Origin of the sequence: Staphylococcus ratti, assembly GCF_020883535.1 — a bacterium.
Taxonomy (GTDB): Bacteria; Bacillota; Bacilli; order Staphylococcales; family Staphylococcaceae; genus Staphylococcus; species Staphylococcus ratti.
The window spans coordinates 1,475,952-1,494,312 of record NZ_CP086654.1 but is presented as its reverse complement, the minus strand read 5'-3'; the positions used below and the strand labels follow the sequence as shown (position 1 = coordinate 1,494,312).

At 36.8% G+C, this 18,361-nt stretch carries 15 protein-coding genes; all 15 read left to right on the top strand.

Annotated features, from left to right (window positions below; genetic code table 11):
- Positions 1 to 1,659, top strand: coding sequence for a fatty acid kinase catalytic subunit FakA (gene fakA, locus LN051_RS07155; protein ID WP_229291861.1), 1,659 nt, complete (start codon positions 1 to 3; stop codon positions 1,657 to 1,659).
- Positions 1,660 to 1,821: 162 nt separating this feature from the next.
- A complete protein-coding gene (gene sdaAB, locus LN051_RS07150) occupies positions 1,822 to 2,487 on the top strand; it encodes an L-serine ammonia-lyase, iron-sulfur-dependent subunit beta (RefSeq protein WP_229291860.1) in 666 nt (221 codons plus the stop codon).
- Between the two features lie 18 nt (positions 2,488 to 2,505).
- Entirely contained in the window at positions 2,506 to 3,375 is an 870-nt protein-coding gene (sdaAA, locus tag LN051_RS07145; protein WP_229291859.1) for an L-serine ammonia-lyase, iron-sulfur-dependent, subunit alpha, read from the top strand.
- Between the two features lies 1 nt (position 3,376).
- On the top strand, positions 3,377 to 5,422 hold the full coding sequence (gene recG, locus LN051_RS07140) for an ATP-dependent DNA helicase RecG (RefSeq protein WP_229291858.1): 2,046 nt from the start codon (positions 3,377 to 3,379) through the stop codon (positions 5,420 to 5,422).
- A gap of 170 nt (positions 5,423 to 5,592) precedes the next feature.
- Positions 5,593 to 6,048 (top strand): ASCH domain-containing protein, encoded by a 456-nt coding sequence (locus tag LN051_RS07135; protein ID WP_229291857.1) that lies wholly within the window; start codon positions 5,593 to 5,595, stop codon positions 6,046 to 6,048.
- A 79-nt stretch (positions 6,049 to 6,127) separates the two neighbouring features.
- On the top strand, positions 6,128 to 6,688 hold the full coding sequence (gene fapR / locus LN051_RS07130; protein WP_229291856.1) for a transcription factor FapR: 561 nt from the start codon (positions 6,128 to 6,130) through the stop codon (positions 6,686 to 6,688).
- Position 6,689: 1 nt separating this feature from the next.
- Positions 6,690 to 7,676: a phosphate acyltransferase PlsX gene (gene plsX / locus LN051_RS07125; protein WP_229291855.1), complete on the top strand. Its 987-nt coding sequence runs from the start codon at positions 6,690 to 6,692 to the stop codon at positions 7,674 to 7,676.
- Positions 7,669 to 8,595 (top strand): ACP S-malonyltransferase, encoded by a 927-nt coding sequence (gene fabD / locus LN051_RS07120; protein ID WP_229291854.1) that lies wholly within the window; start codon positions 7,669 to 7,671, stop codon positions 8,593 to 8,595. The genes plsX and fabD overlap by 8 nt, the downstream gene beginning before the upstream one ends.
- Positions 8,588 to 9,325, top strand: coding sequence for a 3-oxoacyl-[acyl-carrier-protein] reductase (gene fabG / locus LN051_RS07115; protein ID WP_229291853.1), 738 nt, complete (start codon positions 8,588 to 8,590; stop codon positions 9,323 to 9,325). Before fabD ends, fabG begins: the two co-directional genes overlap by 8 nt.
- 176 nt (positions 9,326 to 9,501) lie before the next feature.
- The gene (locus LN051_RS07110) at positions 9,502 to 9,735 is read left to right on the top strand and encodes an acyl carrier protein (protein WP_019165520.1); all 234 of its coding nucleotides are present in this window, start codon (positions 9,502 to 9,504) and stop codon (positions 9,733 to 9,735) included.
- Positions 9,736 to 9,844: 109 nt separating this feature from the next.
- A complete protein-coding gene (gene rnc / locus LN051_RS07105) occupies positions 9,845 to 10,576 on the top strand; it encodes a ribonuclease III (RefSeq protein ID WP_420853969.1) in 732 nt (243 codons plus the stop codon).
- A 3-nt stretch (positions 10,577 to 10,579) separates the two neighbouring features.
- Positions 10,580 to 14,146, top strand: a complete 3,567-nt coding sequence (gene smc / locus LN051_RS07100; RefSeq protein WP_229291852.1) for a chromosome segregation protein SMC — start codon at positions 10,580 to 10,582, stop codon at positions 14,144 to 14,146.
- A complete protein-coding gene (ftsY, locus tag LN051_RS07095; protein WP_229291851.1) occupies positions 14,147 to 15,496 on the top strand; it encodes a signal recognition particle-docking protein FtsY in 1,350 nt (449 codons plus the stop codon). It abuts the gene before it with no gap.
- Positions 15,483 to 15,815 carry a putative DNA-binding protein gene (locus tag LN051_RS07090; RefSeq protein WP_229291850.1) on the top strand — a complete coding sequence of 111 codons (333 nt, stop codon included), beginning with the start codon at positions 15,483 to 15,485 and terminating at the stop codon, positions 15,813 to 15,815. Before ftsY ends, LN051_RS07090 begins: the two co-directional genes overlap by 14 nt.
- 13 nt (positions 15,816 to 15,828) lie before the next feature.
- On the top strand, positions 15,829 to 17,196 hold the full coding sequence (gene ffh, locus LN051_RS07085; protein ID WP_229291849.1) for a signal recognition particle protein: 1,368 nt from the start codon (positions 15,829 to 15,831) through the stop codon (positions 17,194 to 17,196).
- Positions 17,197 to 18,361: the final 1,165 nt, after the last annotated feature.

Genomic DNA, 18,361 nt, shown 5'->3' with positions numbered 1-18,361 from the left:
ATGGTTACTAAAATCAACGGTGATTTATTTGCCGAAATGATTATACAAGGAGCACAAAATTTATCTAATCATGCTGATATGGTTGATGCATTAAATGTGTATCCGGTTCCAGACGGGGATACTGGAACAAATATGAACCTTTCAATGACATCAGGTAAAGAAGAGGTTCAAAACAATCCTACACATCATATAGGAGAGTTAGGGAAGACTTTTTCAAAAGGTTTGCTCATGGGAGCACGTGGTAACTCGGGTGTCATCTTATCGCAAATTTTCAGAGGATTTTCAAAAGCGTTAGAAAATGAAACAGAAATTGATGCTAAGCAATTCGTAAAAAGTTTTGAAGCAGGAGTGAATACAGCTTATAAAGCCGTTATGAAACCTGTGGAAGGAACAATTTTAACTGTTGCCAAAGATGCTGCAAAAGCGGCAACAGAAAAAGTACAAGACACAGTTGATTGTTTAGAAATCATGGAACATGTTTATCAAGCAGCGCAAGTATCACTTGAAAACACGCCTAATTTACTTCCAGTTTTAAAAGAAGTTGGTGTCGTAGATAGTGGTGGTAAAGGTTTAACACTAGTATACGAAGGCTTTTTAAAGGCTATGAAAGGTGAAAAAATCGAAAATAAAGCACCAAGTATAGACAAAGAAGCATTCTTTAATGATGAACATGATTTTCATGGTGTGATTAATACAGAAGACATTGTTTATGGCTATTGTACAGAAATGATGGTACGTTTCCGTCCAGGGAAAGCAAAATTTGATGAAACACAATTTAGAGATGACATGAGTCAATTTGGGGATTCGTTGCTTGTCATTAGTGATGATGAAATTGTGAAAGTTCACGTGCATACTGAAACGCCAGGTGAAGTTTTCACATTTGGCCAAAAATATGGTGAATTAATAAAAGTAAAAGCTGAAAATATGCGTGAGCAACATCGTGAAGTGTTGCGTAAAGAAGCTCAAAAAGCTAAAGAAACAGAAGAAGATGCCAATGCAACTGTAGAAACTGCGATTATCACGATTTCTATGGGAGATGGTATCACTAAGCTATTCAAATCAATGGGTGCCACACACGTCATTAGTGGTGGCCAAACGATGAACCCATCCACTGAAGATATTGTAAAAGTAATCGAACAAAGTGGTTGTAAACGCGCAATTATTTTACCAAACAATAAAAACATTCAAATGGCAAGCCAACAAGCTACAGAAATTGTAGAAGTTGAAGCAGTAGTTGTACCGACAAGAACAATTCCACAAGGTATTACGGCAATGTTCAATTATGACAGTAGTGCGGATTTAAAACACAACCAAGAAGCAATGACAACGGCATTAGAAGAAGTTAAATCAGGATCGATTACGTATGCGGTACGTGACACTAAAATTGACGGTATCAACATTGAAAAAGATGCATTTATGGGTCTAGTTGAAGATAAAATCGTAGTAAGTGATAAAGATGTGAATGTGACGCTTCAAAAAACATTAGAAACGATGTTAGATGACGATAGTGAAATTTTAACAATTATTGTTGGAGAAGAAGCGACGGATGCTCAAACTGAGTGGATAGAAACGTTCATGGAGACGAATTACGAAGATGTTGAAGTTGAAATTCAACAAGGTGAACAACCTATTTATCCGTATTTCTTTTCAGTTGAATAATAATATAAATCACAGGAAATGGTTCATATCCATTAACCTGTGATTTTTTTAGGAATATAAAAAGCACTTTTTGTAACAAATATCACAATATTTCAAAGTTTGTGAATGCTTGTTATAATGTGTATGTCTTGCATTAATATGCAATCAAGGGGGAAAGAAACAATGAAATATAAAAGCGTTTTCGACATTATAGGCCCAACGATGGTAGGGCCTTCGTCTTCACATACAGCAGGAGCTGTGCGCATAGGTCTCGTTGCGAGAGATTTATTTGGCAAGCAGCCTCAACGTGCAGATATTTATTTATATGGTTCGTTTATGGAAACTTATCGTGGCCATGGCACAGATGTCGCGCTCGTAGGTGGGCTTCTTGGATACGACACGGATGATAGTCGTATTGAAACGAGTCTTGAAACTGCAAAAACGAAAGGTTTGCAAGTCAAATTTATAGAAATGGCAGAAGAGCGTGCGCATCCTAACACTGCAATTATCGATATGATAGATGATGACCATCATATTTCGGTTGAAGGGGTTTCGATTGGCGGGGGCAAAATTGAAATTGTTGCGATTAATGGCTTCAAACTTGCGATTAGCGGTAACTATCCTACATTGCTCGTGTTTCATCAAGATACTTTTGGAACCATTGGAAAAGTGGCGAATATAATCGGGAACTATGGTATTAACGTCGGAAGCATGCAAGTAGCGCGCAAAGAAAAAGGTGATCAAGCGCTCATGACGTGTGAATTAGATGAAGATATGAGTGAAGCGATACTTGATGAAATTCGTCAAGTTCCTGGTGTAGTAACAGTCTCATTAATGGGGGACACGTAAGATGATGGAGGGGATAGCATGTTTAAAAATGTTAAAGAATTAATCGCAAAATGTGAAGCGGAAAATAAAGCGATTCATGAAATCATGATGGAACAAGAAATGGCCGTAACTGGCTTGTCGAAAGAAGAAGTCTATGCGCATATGAACCGAAATTTAGAAACAATGGAAAATGCGGTAGAAGAAGGGGTAAATGGCGTCACATCTAAAACAGGTTTAACAGGTGGAGATGCTGTTTTAATGAAACAATATATTGAAAGTGGACAATCTATTGCAGGTTATACGTTATTAGATGCGGTAAGTAAAGCTGTCGCAACCAATGAAGTGAATGCAGCTATGGGTAAAATTTGTGCAACGCCTACTGCGGGTTCTGCCGGTGTCGTACCGGGGGTATTATTTGCGCTTAAAGATAAATTGCAACTTTCACGTACGGATATGTTAAACTTTTTATTAACAGCAGGTGCATTTGGTTTCGTTGTTGCAAACAATGCGTCAATTTCTGGAGCGGCAGGCGGCTGTCAAGCAGAGGTAGGTTCTGCAGCCGCAATGGCAGCGGCTGCGGTTGTTGAAGCAGCAGGCGGAACACCTCAACAATCTGCAGAAGGATTTGCGATTTGTATGAAAAATATGCTTGGATTGGTGTGTGATCCTGTGGCGGGACTTGTTGAAGTGCCGTGCGTTAAACGTAATGCTGCTGGGGCTTCGAATGCGATCGTTTCGGCTGATATGGCGCTTGCAGGTATTGAATCACGTATTCCGACAGATGAAGTGATCGACGCGATGTATCGCATTGGACAAACGATGCCTTCCGCGCTTCGTGAAACTGGACGAGGAGGACTTGCAGGTACACCTACTGGACAGCGCCTAAAACAACAAATTTTTGGTGATTAACATGACTAAAATAAATCTTATTGAAAATCCATATGAGTTAAAGGATATCAAAGGCCTCGGACCTAAAAGACTTCAAATCCTAAATGAAATGAACATTTGGAGTATTCAAGATTTGATTCTTCACTTACCTACACGTTATGAAGACAATACTTTGATTAACCTTAATGAAGCAGAAGATGAAGCTATAGTGACAGTACAAGGGGAGGTCTATTCCTCACCCACTGTCGCTTTTTTTGGACGCAATAAATCAAAGTTAACCGTACATATGATGATTAACGGTATCGCAGTGAAAGTGATCTATTTCAATCAACCTTATTTAAAAAAGAATATTCAGTTGCATCAGTCGGTAATCATTAAAGGTAAGTGGTTAAAACATAAGCAAGAAATTAATGGAACGAAAATGATTTTTGACTTGTCACATCACGAAGACGCACAGTTTACATCTATTTATCGTGTGAAAGAAGGTTTAAAACAAAAGCCACTTAAAGATATGATTCAAAAAACATTAAAAGACGTTACGATTCATGAATGGTTGCCGTTAGATTTACGTCAAAAATACAAATTAGAGTCTTTAAACGACACACTTCATGCGTTACATAGCGCTAAAGACAAACAAACTTTAATTAAAGCACGACGTACGTTTGCGTTTACTGAATTTTTTATGTTTGAACTGCGCATGCAATGGTTGAATCGTTTAGAAAAAACATCTGATCAAGCAGTTGAAGTGAATTATCAATTAGACTTAGTCAAGTCTTTTATTGATGCGCTGCCTTTCGAATTAACTGAAGGACAAAAGACGAGTGTTAATGAGATTTTTCGTGATTTAAAGGCACCGATACGCATGCACAGATTACTACAAGGTGATGTTGGTTCTGGTAAAACGGTTGTTGCTGCAATTTGTATGTATGCATTAAAAACAGCTGGATATCAATCCGCATTAATGGTGCCCACTGAAATTTTAGCTGAGCAGCATGCTGAGAGTTTGGTCCAATTGTTTGGCGACCGCATGCATGTTGCTTTGTTAACAGGATCGGTTAAAGGGAAAAAGCGTCGCCTGTTACTAGAGCAACTTCAAAACGGTGAAATCGATTGTTTAGTAGGGACACATGCATTAATACAAGATGACGTCACGTTTAACAAGGTAGGTTTAGTTATTACGGATGAACAACATAGATTTGGCGTTGAACAACGTCAAAAACTACGCGAAAAAGGTGCGTTGAGCAACGTATTATTTATGACTGCCACGCCGATACCAAGAACACTTGCTATATCGGTATTTGGAGAGATGGATGTTTCATCAATTAAACATTTACCTAAAGGTAGAAAACCTATTCAAACGACTTGGGTCAAACATGAAGCTTACGATCAAGTTTTGAAACAATTAGCAAGCGAACTGAAAAAAGGACGTCAAGCTTATGTCATTTCTCCACTTATTGAAAGTTCGGAGCATTTGGAAGATGTCCAAAACATTTTGGCGCTTTACGATAATTTAAAAATCCAATTGCCCGAAGCAAAAATCGGGGTACTACACGGAAAAATGACGTCAGATGAAAAAGACCAAGTGATGCACCAATTTAGTGACCACGACATTGATGTGCTTGTTTCTACAACTGTAGTAGAGGTGGGTGTGAATGTACCTAATGCTACGTTTATGGTTATTTATGATGCCGATCGCTTTGGACTATCAACGCTTCACCAATTACGTGGACGTGTGGGGCGGAGTGAACATCAAAGTTATTGTGTATTAATTGCTTCCCCTAAAACCGAAACAGGTATAGAACGGATGCAAATTATGACACAAACGACAGATGGCTTTGAATTAAGTGAACGCGACTTAGAAATGCGTGGTCCAGGTGATTTTTTTGGTGTGAAACAAAGCGGCTTGCCGGACTTCTTAGTTGGAAATATCGTTGAAGATTATCGGATGCTTGAAGTGGCACGTGACGAAGCAGCCGAACTGATACAATCTGGCGCCTTCTTTACCGAAGATTACCAAAAATTGCGTACTTTTATAGAAGAAAATATGTTACATCAAAGTTTTGATTAATACAATCATCCCTATTGAAAATCATCATAAAGCAGTGTGAGAAATTCGAGTTGTTGGATTTTCTTACACTGCTTTTTTTATAACAGAAATGCATAGTGTTTTAACATAGTCTTAATATTCTATCTGTATACTTTTTTATAAAGAAAATATAGACAATTGGGGGATAGAGGATGAAGCAGCGTGCGTTTTGGAATTTATTTATAAAAATGTATCCTGAATTTGATCATGAAGTGTATACAGCATGGTCTTTTGGCGAAAATCCGACTATTTTAGGGCAGCGTGTCATTGAAGGTAAGAAACAAGCGACTACGAGTGCCCGTGTCTTATATACTGTAGAACAAGATTCTTTACCTTTTGTAGGTCAACTTAACATGATATTAAATGAAAACCGTGAACCGATGTGTATCACAATTACAACACATGTGAAGGTAGTGCCATTTAACCAAGTGGGTTACGGACATATAATAAACGAGGGTGAAGGTTATACATCTATTGAGCAATGGCGTTCTGATCACTATCATTATTTGAAAGAAGCGTGTCAATATTATGGTCTTGAATTTCATGAAGAAGAGGATGTTGTATTAGAAACTTTTAAATGTATCTATCCGGTTAACTCGAAACATTAAAATATTTTGAACTTCTTGAAATGCGTGTTAGAATGGGATTAAGTACGTTAAGACTTGGTACTAAATGGAGTGGCGAAACATGAAGCGAACAAAAAATGAACGTCGAGAAATGATTGAGAGGACCATTCAGCAGAATCCCTTTATAACAGATCAAGCTTTGAGCGAAATGTATGAAGTGAGTATTCAAACAATTCGGCTTGATAGAAGCCAGCTCAACATTCCTGAATTAAGAGAGCGTGTCAAACAGGTGGCAAAAGACCAATACCAAAACATTAGCTCTCTTGAAGATAAAGATATTATTGGTGATGTCGTTGATTTGACAGCAAACCAACAAGCGAAATCAATTTATACGATTACACGTGATGATGTTTTTTCTCGGAATCGTGTTGCAAGAGGTCACGTAGTATTTGCGCAAGCGAATTCCTTATGTGTAGCGCTTGTACAACATGAGTCGGTGCTCACAAAAGAAAGCCATATTCATTTTGTTAAACCTGTATATTTAGGTGATGTTGTGATTGCAGAAGCGAACGTAGAACAACACGATGACAAATATTATGAAATGACTGTGCGTTCTTTTGTTAATAAAACGAAAGTTTTTGAAGGAATATTTAAAATGTATTACATAAGTGAGGATGAATAACATGATTAAAATTGCTGTTGATATGATGGGCGGAGATGAGGCTCCGAATATTGTACTTGAAGCAGTTGAAAAAGCAGTGGAGGAATTTGAAGATTTAGAAATACTTTTATTTGGTGATGAAAAGCAATGCACCATCAATCATCCACGTGTACACGTTCGTCATACATCTGAAGAAATCACAATGGAAGATGAACCAGTAAGAGCTATTAAGCGTAAAAAAGATAGTTCTATGGTTAAAATGGCGGAATCAGTAAAACATGGTGAGGCGATGGCGTGTGTTTCTGCAGGGAATACAGGGGCTTTAATGTCAGCAGGTTTATTTATTGTTGGACGTTTGCCAGGAGTTGCAAGACCCGCGCTTGTTGTGACGCTTCCAACCGTAAAAGGTCGAGGTGTAGTCTTTTTAGACGTCGGTGCGAATGCGGATGCTAAAGCTGAACATTTGTACCAAAATGCGATTTTAGGACAAATTTATGCCCAAAATGTGCGTAATATTGCACAGCCACGTGTAGCATTGCTCAATATCGGAACAGAAGCACAAAAAGGAAACGCATTAACGAAACAAGCATTTACTTTATTAAATGAGTCTCAATCCATTCACTTTGTGGGCAACATTGAAGCTAAATCTATGTTGGAAGATGAGGCAGATGTCATCGTTACAGACGGTTATACTGGAAATATGATACTTAAAAATTTAGAAGGTATTGCTAAGTCTTTTGGAAAAATCATTAAAAGTACGTTATTGTCCAAACTTAAAAATAAAATTGCTGTATTAGTTATGAAAAATGACATTAAGGCGATTGCGAAACAGTTAGACTATGCTGAATATGGAGGTTCAGTGTTGTTAGGACTTGATGGTGTGGTCGTTAAAGCACACGGAAGTTCCAATGCTAAAGCGTTTTATTCTGCAATTAGACAGGCTAAAATTGCAAGTGAAACTAAAATTGTAGAAACGATGCGTGAAAAGGTAGGAGAAAATCATGGGTAAAACGGTATTTATGTTTCCAGGCCAAGGGGCCCAAAAAGTTGGTATGGCCGAAGACTTATATCAAACAGATGAAGCAGCAACACATATTTTAAATCAAGCGCAGGCAGCTGTAGATTTTGATTTGTTAAATACGATGTTCAAAGATGAGCAAGGTGTTTTAGGGCAAACTGAGAACACACAGCCAGCCTTACTTGCACACAGCATCGCTTTGTATGAAGCAATGGGTAGACCTAAAGCAGATTTTACAATTGGGCACAGTTTAGGTGAATATTCTAGTTTAGTGATGAGTGGCGTATTAAAGTTTGAAGACGTGATTAAAATTGTGAGACGTCGTGGTGCTTTGATGGCTGAAGCTTTTCCAGATGGCGTAGGGAGTATGGCTGCAGTACTAGGCTTATCATTTGATGAAGTCAAGTCCATTTGTGAACAACTTTCCACTAAAGAAGCAATTGTAGAACCAGCAAATATCAATTGCCCAGGCCAAATTGTTGTTTCTGGTCATAAATCTAAAATTGATGAATTTGCGTCAAAAGGCAAAGCGTTTGGCGCTAAACGTGTGATGCCACTGCAAGTTTCTGGTCCATTCCACTCCTCAATGATGCAAGTTATCGAAAATGATTTTGAAGCGTATACGTCAACATTTGAATGGTCTGATGCGGAAGTGCCGGTAGTTCAAAATGTACATGCAAAGGGTGAACAAGCAGCAGCAACGATTCATGAGAATATGATTAAACAATTGTATTCACCGGTGCAATTTATCGATTCTGTAGAATGGTTAATTGAGCAAGGTGCGGATCATTTTGTTGAAATCGGTCCGGGTAAAGTATTATCTGGTTTAGTAAAAAAAATAGATAGAAATGTAAAATTAACTTCAATTCAAACGATTGAAGATGTAAAGGAATGGTTAAAACATGACTAAAGTAGCATTAGTAACAGGTGCGTCACGTGGTATTGGACGCAGCATCGCATTGCAATTAGCTGATGAAGGATTTAACGTTGCGGTTAACTATGCAGGCAATAAAGAAAAAGCAGAAGCTGTTGTAGAAAGTATTAAATCAAAAGGTGTTGATGCATTTGCAATTCAAGCAAACGTAGCAAATCCTGATGAAGTTAAAACAATGATTAAAGAAGTTGTAAGTCAATTTGGCTCAGTCGATGTTTTAGTCAATAATGCAGGTATTACACGAGATAACTTGTTAATGCGCATGAAAGAACACGAGTGGGACGACGTGATTGATACAAATTTGAAAGGTGTCTTTAATTGTATTCAAAAAGTAACGCCACAAATGTTACGTCAAAAAGGCGGACGTATTATTAACTTAACAAGTATCGTAGGTTCGGTAGGTAACCCAGGTCAAATCAACTATGTGGCTTCAAAAGCTGGAGTGATTGGCATGACGAAAACTGCAGCTCGCGAATTGGCTTCACGTCAAATCACTGTAAATGCCGTTGCACCAGGTTTTATTGTTTCAGATATGACTGACGCTTTAAGCGATGAATTAAAAGCGAATATGAAAACACAAATTCCTTTAGGTCAATTTGGCGAAGATAAAGATATTGCACATACTGTTGCCTTTTTAGCATCTGATAAAGCTAAATACATTACTGGACAAACAATTCATGTAAATGGTGGCATGCATATGGAATAAGATACGTTTTATCCATCATTAACCATTAAGGTTTGATACACTTAAAATCGACGAGATTTTGTTGGAGAATGGTTGTATTTATGCGGATAAAATGGCAAAATAAAAAAGTCTGGTATTTCTATTCAATAGTCATTGAAAGTATAAAATACTTCGACTTTTAAAGGAGGTGAAACACTGTGGAAAACTTCGATAAAGTAAAAGATATCATCGTTGACCGTTTAGGCGTTGATGCTGACAAGGTTACTGAAGATGCTTCATTCAAAGATGATTTAGGCGCAGATTCACTTGACATTGCTGAATTAGTAATGGAATTAGAAGATGAATTCGGTACAGAGATTCCTGATGAAGAAGCTGAAAAAATCAACACAGTTGGAGATGCTGTGAATTACATTAATACACTTGAAAAATAATTCTTTTCATCTGAGTCGTTCTCTCGGCTCAGATTTTTTACTAATCATAAGTGGAATTTATAAAATAGAGCATCAAAAAAGAAGATGATTTGAAAATGGAGGATACTCAATGGCGAAATTACGAAAACACACCCTAATAAAAGCATTTGAGCATGATTTTAAACAAAAGATGAAGGAGCTTGATATACCCTTTCGTAATTTAGAAATTTATCAACAAGCCTTTTCACATTCGAGCTTTATTAATGATTTTAATATGGAGCGCTTAAGCCACAATGAGCGTTTAGAATTTTTAGGAGACGCAGTATTAGAATTGACGGTATCACGCTTTTTATATGAGAAATACCCTAATGTTCCAGAGGGTGACCTGACGAAAATGCGTGCAACGATAGTGTGTGAACCATCACTTGTAATATTTGCGAATAAAATTAAATTAAATCAACTCATTTTATTAGGAAAAGGCGAAGAAAAAACAGGTGGTCGAACGAGACCTGCTTTAGTGGCAGATGTTTTTGAAGCGTTTATCGGAGCTCTTTATCTAGATCAAGGGCTTGAAATTGTAGAACGATTTGCAAATGCGATTATTTTCCCTTACGTTGAAGACAATGCATTAAGTGGGGTCGTTGATTTTAAAACAGAGTTACAGGAAATGGCGCATCAAACGCTACGTAGCACAGTATCTTACCGCACAATTAAAGAAGATGGGCCGGCGCACCATAGACAGTTTACATCAGAAGTGTTGCTTGATAATGAAGCAGTTGCTTCAGGTATAGGCCGTACTAAAAAAGAGTCTGAACAAAAAGCAGCAGAAAAAGCATTATTGCAATTGTCAAACAAGGAGTAGCTTATGGTCTATTTAAAATCGATCGATGTATTAGGATTTAAATCTTTCGCAAAGCCAACACAAGTCCAATTTGATAAAGGTGTGACTGCCATTGTAGGACCCAATGGGAGTGGTAAAAGTAATATTACGGATGCGATTAAATGGGTGCTTGGCGAACAGTCTGCTAAATCTTTACGTGGGAGTAAAATGGAAGATGTCATCTTCTCAGGTGCGAAACATCGCAATGCCCAAAACTTTGCAGAAGTCCAATTGCAACTCGATAACCAAAAAGGATTATTGAATATCGACTCTGAAACGGTGACTGTGACACGACGATTATATAGAAGTGGTGAAAGTGCATTTTTTATTAATAATGAACGTCAACGCCTTAAAGATGTTGTGGAATTGTTTTTGGATTCTGGTTTAGGTAAAGAAGCCTTTAGCATTATTTCACAAGGTCGTGTTGATGAGGTGTTAAATGCAAAACCTACGGATCGTAGACAAATTATCGAAGAATCTGCAGGCGTATTAAAATATAAAAAGCGTAAAGCCGCTTCAGAAGAAAAATTAGGGCAAACAGAAGAAAATTTAAACCGTGTCGAAGATATTTTATATGATTTAGAAGGGCGTGTAGAACCATTAAAAGAAGAAGCGGCCATCGCTAAAGAATATTTACAATTATCAGACACACTCAAAGATAGCGATATACGTGTTACAGTTTACGATATTGAAGCTTATCAAAACCAAATTAATACCCATGACCAATCTTTAAATGACTTAAAAAGTGAACAAGAAAAAGTACAGACTAAAAAGTCAGATGTGACACGTCTCATCCAAAAAACAAAAGGTGAACGTTATCAAATTGACCAAAGTTTAGAAACCCTTAACAGTAAGTTGATTACAACAACTGAAAATGTTGAGAAGTTGACAGGACAGTACAAGCTCATTGAAGAACGTCAAAAAAATCAATCTCAAGCAAATGCGCGAATTGAAGAAGAACAAGAAACTTTAACACAACAGCAACAGCAAATCGAAAGTCAAAAAACAGACGTTATTGCTACGATTGAATCTTTAAAAACACAAAAGCAAGCGTTAGTTTCTGAGATTCATCAACTTGAAGCGAAATGCCAAAGCGATGATGCGACAAGCGAAGCAGATTTGGAAAGCTTAAAAGATCAATATTATGAATCCATTACGAAACAATCTGAAATCAATAATGACATACGTTTTTTAGAGCGTACGATTCAAGAGCATAAAGTAAAACAATCACGCTTGGATTCTAGGCTTTCTGAGGCTTACGAACAGTTAAAAGAAGCACAAAAACGTATTTCAGAAATTGAAAGTCAAAAAACAGAAAAAGAGACGCAATTAAATGCTGTATTAAAACAAAATAAACAAATTGAAGTTAAATTAGCAGATTCTAAAGCGGCACATAAAGATTCAGAAGACAAATTGTATCAAGCTTATCGCTACACAGATAAGTTAAAATCACGGATTGAAGGTTTACGTATGCGTGATAATGATATGTCATATTTTTATCAAGGTGTCAAAGCAGTATTAAATGCCAAACAGCTTGATGGCATCCATGGTGCAGTGGCACAAAATATTAACGTGTCAGCTGAAATGACTGTGGCGATTGAAACCGCTTTAGGAGCAAGCATGCAACATATTATCGTTGAAGATGAAGGTGCGGCCCGTCATGCCATTCATTATTTAAAACAAAAAAAATCAGGACGTGCGACGTTTTTACCACTCTCCGTCATTAAGCCAAAACAATTGGATACAACGCTAAAACAACAAGCTTCAACACAAGAAGGGTTTGTCGCGATTGCAAGCGAGGTTGTAGACACACAAAAAAAATATGAAGCGGTTATCCAAAATTTATTAGGACGTACGATTATCGCCAATACGATTGAAAGTGCAAATGCAATTGCACGACGACTACAATACAAAGTGCGCATCGTCACGCTTGAAGGAGATGTTGTAAATCCAGGTGGCTCAATGACTGGTGGAGGTGCTCAACAAAAACAATCCATTCTAAGTCAAAAACAAGATTTACAACGTCTTGAGACACAATTGGAATCATATTTAACACAGACGCGCGCATTAGAAACGCAATGCCAAACACACCAACAAACGCAAAATGAATTGAGTGAAGAATATCTTAAAATACAACAACAGCATAATCATTTAAAACATGCGATTCATGATTTATCGTTAGAACAAGATCGCCATCATGAAATTGAGCAACGCTTAAAAGCGGAACATGAAGAATTTGAATTTGAAATGAATGACGGTTATCAAAGCGCACAAAGTGAAGCGACATTACAAGCGAAAAAAGAAGAAAAAGCGCAAATCGCTGCACAACTAGAAACGCTTAACCATCAAATTCAAACTTTAACGACACAGTCAAAAGAAGATAAAGAAAAACAAACTACACTACAACAAACGTTACATCAGAAACAATCTGACTTAGCCGTTGTAAAGGAACGTCTCAAATCACAACAATCTGAACAACGACGTCTAGAAAATGATTGTGCGTCAATTGCTACTCAACAACAAAGATTAGTAGAACAATACGAATTGGTTAATTCAGATGAAGTGAATGATGGGACGACTTTGACAGCATTAGATGATAAAATTAAAGCGATTCAAAATGAAAAAAGTGTACTTTTAGAAGAACAAGATACATTACGTCAACAACGTCTAGAAACAGAACAACTCATTGAATCTAATGAAAAGGCACTCGAAGCAAGTCATCAAAAATTGTTAAGTATAGAAAACCAGTATCAAGACATCAAAGCGGCACAATCTAGGTTAGATGTCTTGATTGACCATGCGTTAACGCATTTAGATGAAAAGTATCATATGACTTTTAAATATGCGCACGAACATTATGCTACAGTCGATGAGGACATGTCAGCGCTACGTCAAAAAGTAAAATTGACACAAATGACAATTGACGAACTGGGACCTGTTAATTTAAATGCCATTGAACAATTTGAAGAAGTGAATGAACGTTACACGTTTTTATCTACGCAACGTGATGATTTACGAGAAGCAAAAACGACTTTAGAACAAATTATTTCAGAGATGGATGCAGAAGTGACAGACCGTTTTAGTACTACATTTCATGCAGTTCAAAAGCATTTCTCAGATGTCTTTAAAGTGTTATTTGGTGGTGGAGAAGCGACACTTAGTTTAACAGATGAAGATTATTTAACAGCAGGCGTTGATATAAAAGTCCAACCACCAGGAAAGAAACTACAGCATTTATCTTTATTAAGTGGTGGTGAACGTGCGTTAAGTGCGATTGCATTATTATTTGCATTATTAAAAGTAAGATCGGCACCATTTGTTATACTAGATGAGGTAGAAGCTGCATTAGATGAAGCAAATGTTGTACGTTACGCGCAGTTTTTACGTGATTTATCAAACGAGACACAATTTATTGTGATTACGCATCGTAAAGGTACAATGGAAATGTGTGATCGATTATACGGTGTTACGATGCAAGAATTAGGTGTGTCACGATTAGTCAGTGTCAACTTAAATACAATTGATGATGTCATGAAGGAGGAACAAGAATAGATGAGCTTTTTTAAACGACTCAAAGATAAATTTAGTGGACGAGATATTGAAAATGATTTTGGAAAAACAGATGATTTTGAATCAGAACGCCAAAAAGGAACGCATGAAGAAGTAGAATGGCGTGACCAAAATCAAGAGACTGAACCTCAAACATTAAAAGATGATGCGCAACCTGAACAAGCCCATGACGCGGAATCTCATAAACCCCATTTATCAGAAGAAGCGCAAAATGAAACACCAACATCTCCGCGTAAAAAGAAAAAATTAAAAGCAAAAGAAATTGACTGGACAGACCAAAGTTGGGATGATGATTTCGAAGACGATGGCTTAATGTCTATTGAAGAATTTGAGGAAATTGAAGCTCAAAAAATAGGTGCTAAATTCCGTGATGGCCTAGAAAAATCACGTGAAAATTTCCAAACACAATTGAATAATCTCATTGCACATTATCGTACCGTTGACGAAGATTTCTTTGAAGCATTAGAAGAAATGTTGATCCAAGCAGACGTAGGTTTTAATACAGTGATGGAACTTGTAGATGAATTGCGCATGGAAGCGAAACGTCGCAATGTGACTGAAACAGAAAACTTACGTGAAACAATCGTTGAAAAGATGGTTGAAATTTATCATCAAGAAGACGATAAAGCTGAAGAAATGAATTTAGAAGAAAATCGCCTCAATGTTATTTTAATGGTAGGTGTCAATGGCGTTGGTAAAACGACAACAATTGGTAAATTAGCACATCGCTATCAAGAACAAGGAAAAAAAGTGATGTTGGCTGCCGGAGATACTTTCCGTGCTGGTGCCATTGAACAACTACAAGTGTGGGGTGACCGAGTGGGCGTTGAAGTTATACGCCAAAATGAAGGTTCAGACCCTGCAGCTGTCATGTATGATGCTATTAATGCAGCTAAAAATAAAGGTGTAGATATTTTAATTTGTGATACTGCTGGACGTCTTCAAAATAAACAAAACTTAATGAATGAACTTCAAAAAGTAAAACGTGTTATCGGTCGTTCGATTCCTGAAGCACCACATGAAGTATTGCTTTGTTTAGACGCAACAACAGGTCAAAATGCATTGGCACAAGCAAAAGCATTTAAAGAAGTGACTGATGTAACAGGCATTGTTTTAACTAAGTTAGATGGTACAGCGAAAGGTGGTATCGTGCTTGCGATACGTAATGAATTACACATTCCAGTAAAATATGTTGGTCTTGGTGAGAAATTAGATGATTTACAACCATTTAATGCTGAAAGTTATGTTTATGGTTTATTTGCAGATATGATTGAACAAAATGTAGCGACAGATGAAAGTGAAAATGGTGACGTGACGGATGAGCGAAAATGAGTTAATTAAAACCATACGAATGAATTATCTTTTTGATTTTTATCAATCTCTTTTAACAGAGAAACAACGCAATTATTTACGACTATTTTATTTAGAAGACTATGCGTTAAGTGAAATTGCAGAGACATTTGATGTGAGTCGCCAAGCCGTTTATGATAATATTAGAAGAACTGGCGATTTAGTAGAAGATTATGAAACGAAGCTCGGTTTATATCGTCGCTTTACGCGAAGACAAGAGCTTTATCAGTTAATGCATCAATCTCTTAATAATCCAGAACAAATGGAACGCTATATTAAAGAACTAGAAGACTTAGAATAAGGAGGGTCACTTTATGGCATTTGAAGGTCTATCCGGTCGACTGCAAGAAACAATGCAGAAAATTAAAGGGAAAGGTAAAGTGACTGAAGCTGACATTAAAATGATGATGCGAGAAGTACGTCTTGCATTACTCGAAGCCGATGTTAACTTCAAAGTAGTTAAAAACTTTGTAAACACTGTATCAGAACGTGCTTTAGGTTCTGATGTCATGAAATCATTAACACCAGGTCAACAAGTCATTAAAATTGTACAAGAAGAACTTACTGAATTAATGGGTGGCGATAATAGTCGCATTAATATGGCTAAAAAGCCACCAACCGTTATTATGATGGTTGGACTACAAGGTGCGGGTAAAACGACGACTGCAGGTAAATTAGCACTTTTAATGCGTAAAAAATACAATAAAAAGCCATTACTAGTCGCAGGAGATATTTATCGTCCAGCGGCCATTAACCAATTGCAAACAGTAGGTAAGCAAATTGATATCCCGGTTTATTCTGAAGGCGATCAAGTACCGCCACAACAAATCGTAGAGAATGCTTTAAAACACGCAAAAGAAGCACATCTTGATTTTGTAATTATTGATACTGCAGGTCGCTTGCATATCGATGAAGCGTTAATGAATGAACTTCAAGAAGTTAAAGAAATCTCTAAACCGGATGAAATTATGTTGGTTGTTGACGCAATGACAGGTCAAGATGCAGTGAATGTTGCTGACTCATTTGATAAACAATTAGATGTGACAGGTGTAACACTGACTAAACTTGACGGTGACACACGTGGTGGTGCTGCATTATCTATTCGTGCTGTAACGCAAAAACCAATTAAGTTTGTCGGTATGAGCGAAAAAATGGATGGTTTAGAATTATTCCATCCTGAGCGAATGGCTTCTCGTATTCTTGGAATGGGAGACGTTTTAAGCCTCATCGAAAAAGCACAACAAGACGTAGATGAAACGAAAGCAAAAGATTTAGAGAAGAAAATGCGAGACTCTTCTTTTACGTTAGAAGACTTCTTAGAGCAACTTGATCAAGTTAAAAACTTGGGTCCACTAGATGATATTATGAAAATGATTCCAGGGATGAATAAAGTTAAAGGCATCAATAATTTGAAAATGAGCGATAAGCAAATTGATCATATTAAAGCCATCATCCAATCTATGACACCTGGAGAACGTGAAAATCCTGACAAATTAAACATTTCACGTAAACGTCGTATTGCTACAGGTTCAGGGCGTTCTTTACAAGAAGTTAACCGTTTACTGAAACAATTTAATGATATGAAAAAAATGATGAAGCAATTCACAGGTGGCGGTAAAGGTAAAAAGGGTAAACAAAATCAAATGCAAAACATGCTTAAAGGCATGAACTTACCATTTTAATTCATAGCACTTTGAACGTTGTACACATACAATGTTTAAAGTGCTTTATGTATGTTTTAAAATGAGCTGAAATACAGAAAAAAGAAAAGAGAAAATGACGAGACTACAGTGAATTTAGGTTCTTCATTTTTTAGGGTGAGATAACATAAGTCATCATGCTTTTTTATAAAAAAATAGCGCAAATGTCTCTATAATTTTAAGTGACTGAACAAAAAATAAAAGAGATATATTGCTCTATTGTGTAATGATATATTAAAGTTACTAAAATTAAAGATAGTCATATTAAAATCACTAAAGTTGAAGAAGATGAGTCATTAAAGGTAAGAAATCCAACATCGTCTTTGGTAACCTTTCATACAAATTTAAAACATATAAAACTTCAAGATATATTTTAGCGTATTTACTTGAATTAGACCCTATATGTTGAAATCTTATCATCTCGTTAATGATCTTAGAGATTAACAATAGGTAATCACCTTCGTTTCTTATCATCGCTATATTTCAGTTCATAAAAACGAAGTTTGTCCTAACTTATGGGAAGTATTACGCTTCTACAGAAAGTATGAGAATATCATTGCTAATACGATTGGATCCCTCAATTTAACAATGGTGCGATAGAAGGAATTAATAAAAAGTTAAACTGATTAAAAGAACTTCATATGGCTACGCAAATTTTATAACTTCAAAATCGTGTTTTTAGACTGTATAATAGACCAAAGAAAAAAAGCAACGCCACTCTTCAATAGTGAAATTACTTAAATAGATTGCGTACCGAGTCGAGACTCCCGAGGCATAGAGCCGAAATCGAAAATCCGGGAGAGATACAGAAATCACATAACATTGATTTCGTAGTATCTCCCCCGCAACTATGACTAGGTTTCTAATAACAGTTAGAAACCAGTCATAGACTGCGTTGGTAAGGAACACCTACTCACTTACGTTCGCATGTGTACTGAACACGTATATCATTACATTCAAACGTGTTCATGCAGAGATAAGGCGCCTGGGAAAGCGAGACTCGAAATAGCAATCGAAAGTTTGCGACTTAATTATTATAGATACATAACCACCATATAAAGTGTACAGCCTAAATTTATGTAAGAATGAACGATAAAAAGTAAAAAACAAGCACTTTTTTTAATTGGTAAAGTATTTTCTCTTTACA

Coding starts and splice junctions, on each gene's coding strand:
- fapR (WP_229291856.1), top strand. CDS start 6,128: ATGAAGCGAACAAAAAATGAACGTCGAGAAATGATTGAGAGGACCATT.
- LN051_RS07090 (WP_229291850.1), top strand. CDS start 15,483: ATGAGCGAAAATGAGTTAATTAAAACCATACGAATGAATTATCTTTTT.
- sdaAA (WP_229291859.1), top strand. CDS start 2,506: ATGTTTAAAAATGTTAAAGAATTAATCGCAAAATGTGAAGCGGAAAAT.
- rnc (WP_420853969.1), top strand. CDS start 9,845: ATGGCGAAATTACGAAAACACACCCTAATAAAAGCATTTGAGCATGAT.
- fabD (WP_229291854.1), top strand. CDS start 7,669: ATGGGTAAAACGGTATTTATGTTTCCAGGCCAAGGGGCCCAAAAAGTT.
- ftsY (WP_229291851.1), top strand. CDS start 14,147: ATGAGCTTTTTTAAACGACTCAAAGATAAATTTAGTGGACGAGATATT.
- sdaAB (WP_229291860.1), top strand. CDS start 1,822: ATGAAATATAAAAGCGTTTTCGACATTATAGGCCCAACGATGGTAGGG.
- fabG (WP_229291853.1), top strand. CDS start 8,588: ATGACTAAAGTAGCATTAGTAACAGGTGCGTCACGTGGTATTGGACGC.
- LN051_RS07135 (WP_229291857.1), top strand. CDS start 5,593: ATGAAGCAGCGTGCGTTTTGGAATTTATTTATAAAAATGTATCCTGAA.
- ffh (WP_229291849.1), top strand. CDS start 15,829: ATGGCATTTGAAGGTCTATCCGGTCGACTGCAAGAAACAATGCAGAAA.
- recG (WP_229291858.1), top strand. CDS start 3,377: ATGACTAAAATAAATCTTATTGAAAATCCATATGAGTTAAAGGATATC.
- plsX (WP_229291855.1), top strand. CDS start 6,690: ATGATTAAAATTGCTGTTGATATGATGGGCGGAGATGAGGCTCCGAAT.
- smc (WP_229291852.1), top strand. CDS start 10,580: ATGGTCTATTTAAAATCGATCGATGTATTAGGATTTAAATCTTTCGCA.
- fakA (WP_229291861.1), top strand. CDS start 1: ATGGTTACTAAAATCAACGGTGATTTATTTGCCGAAATGATTATACAA.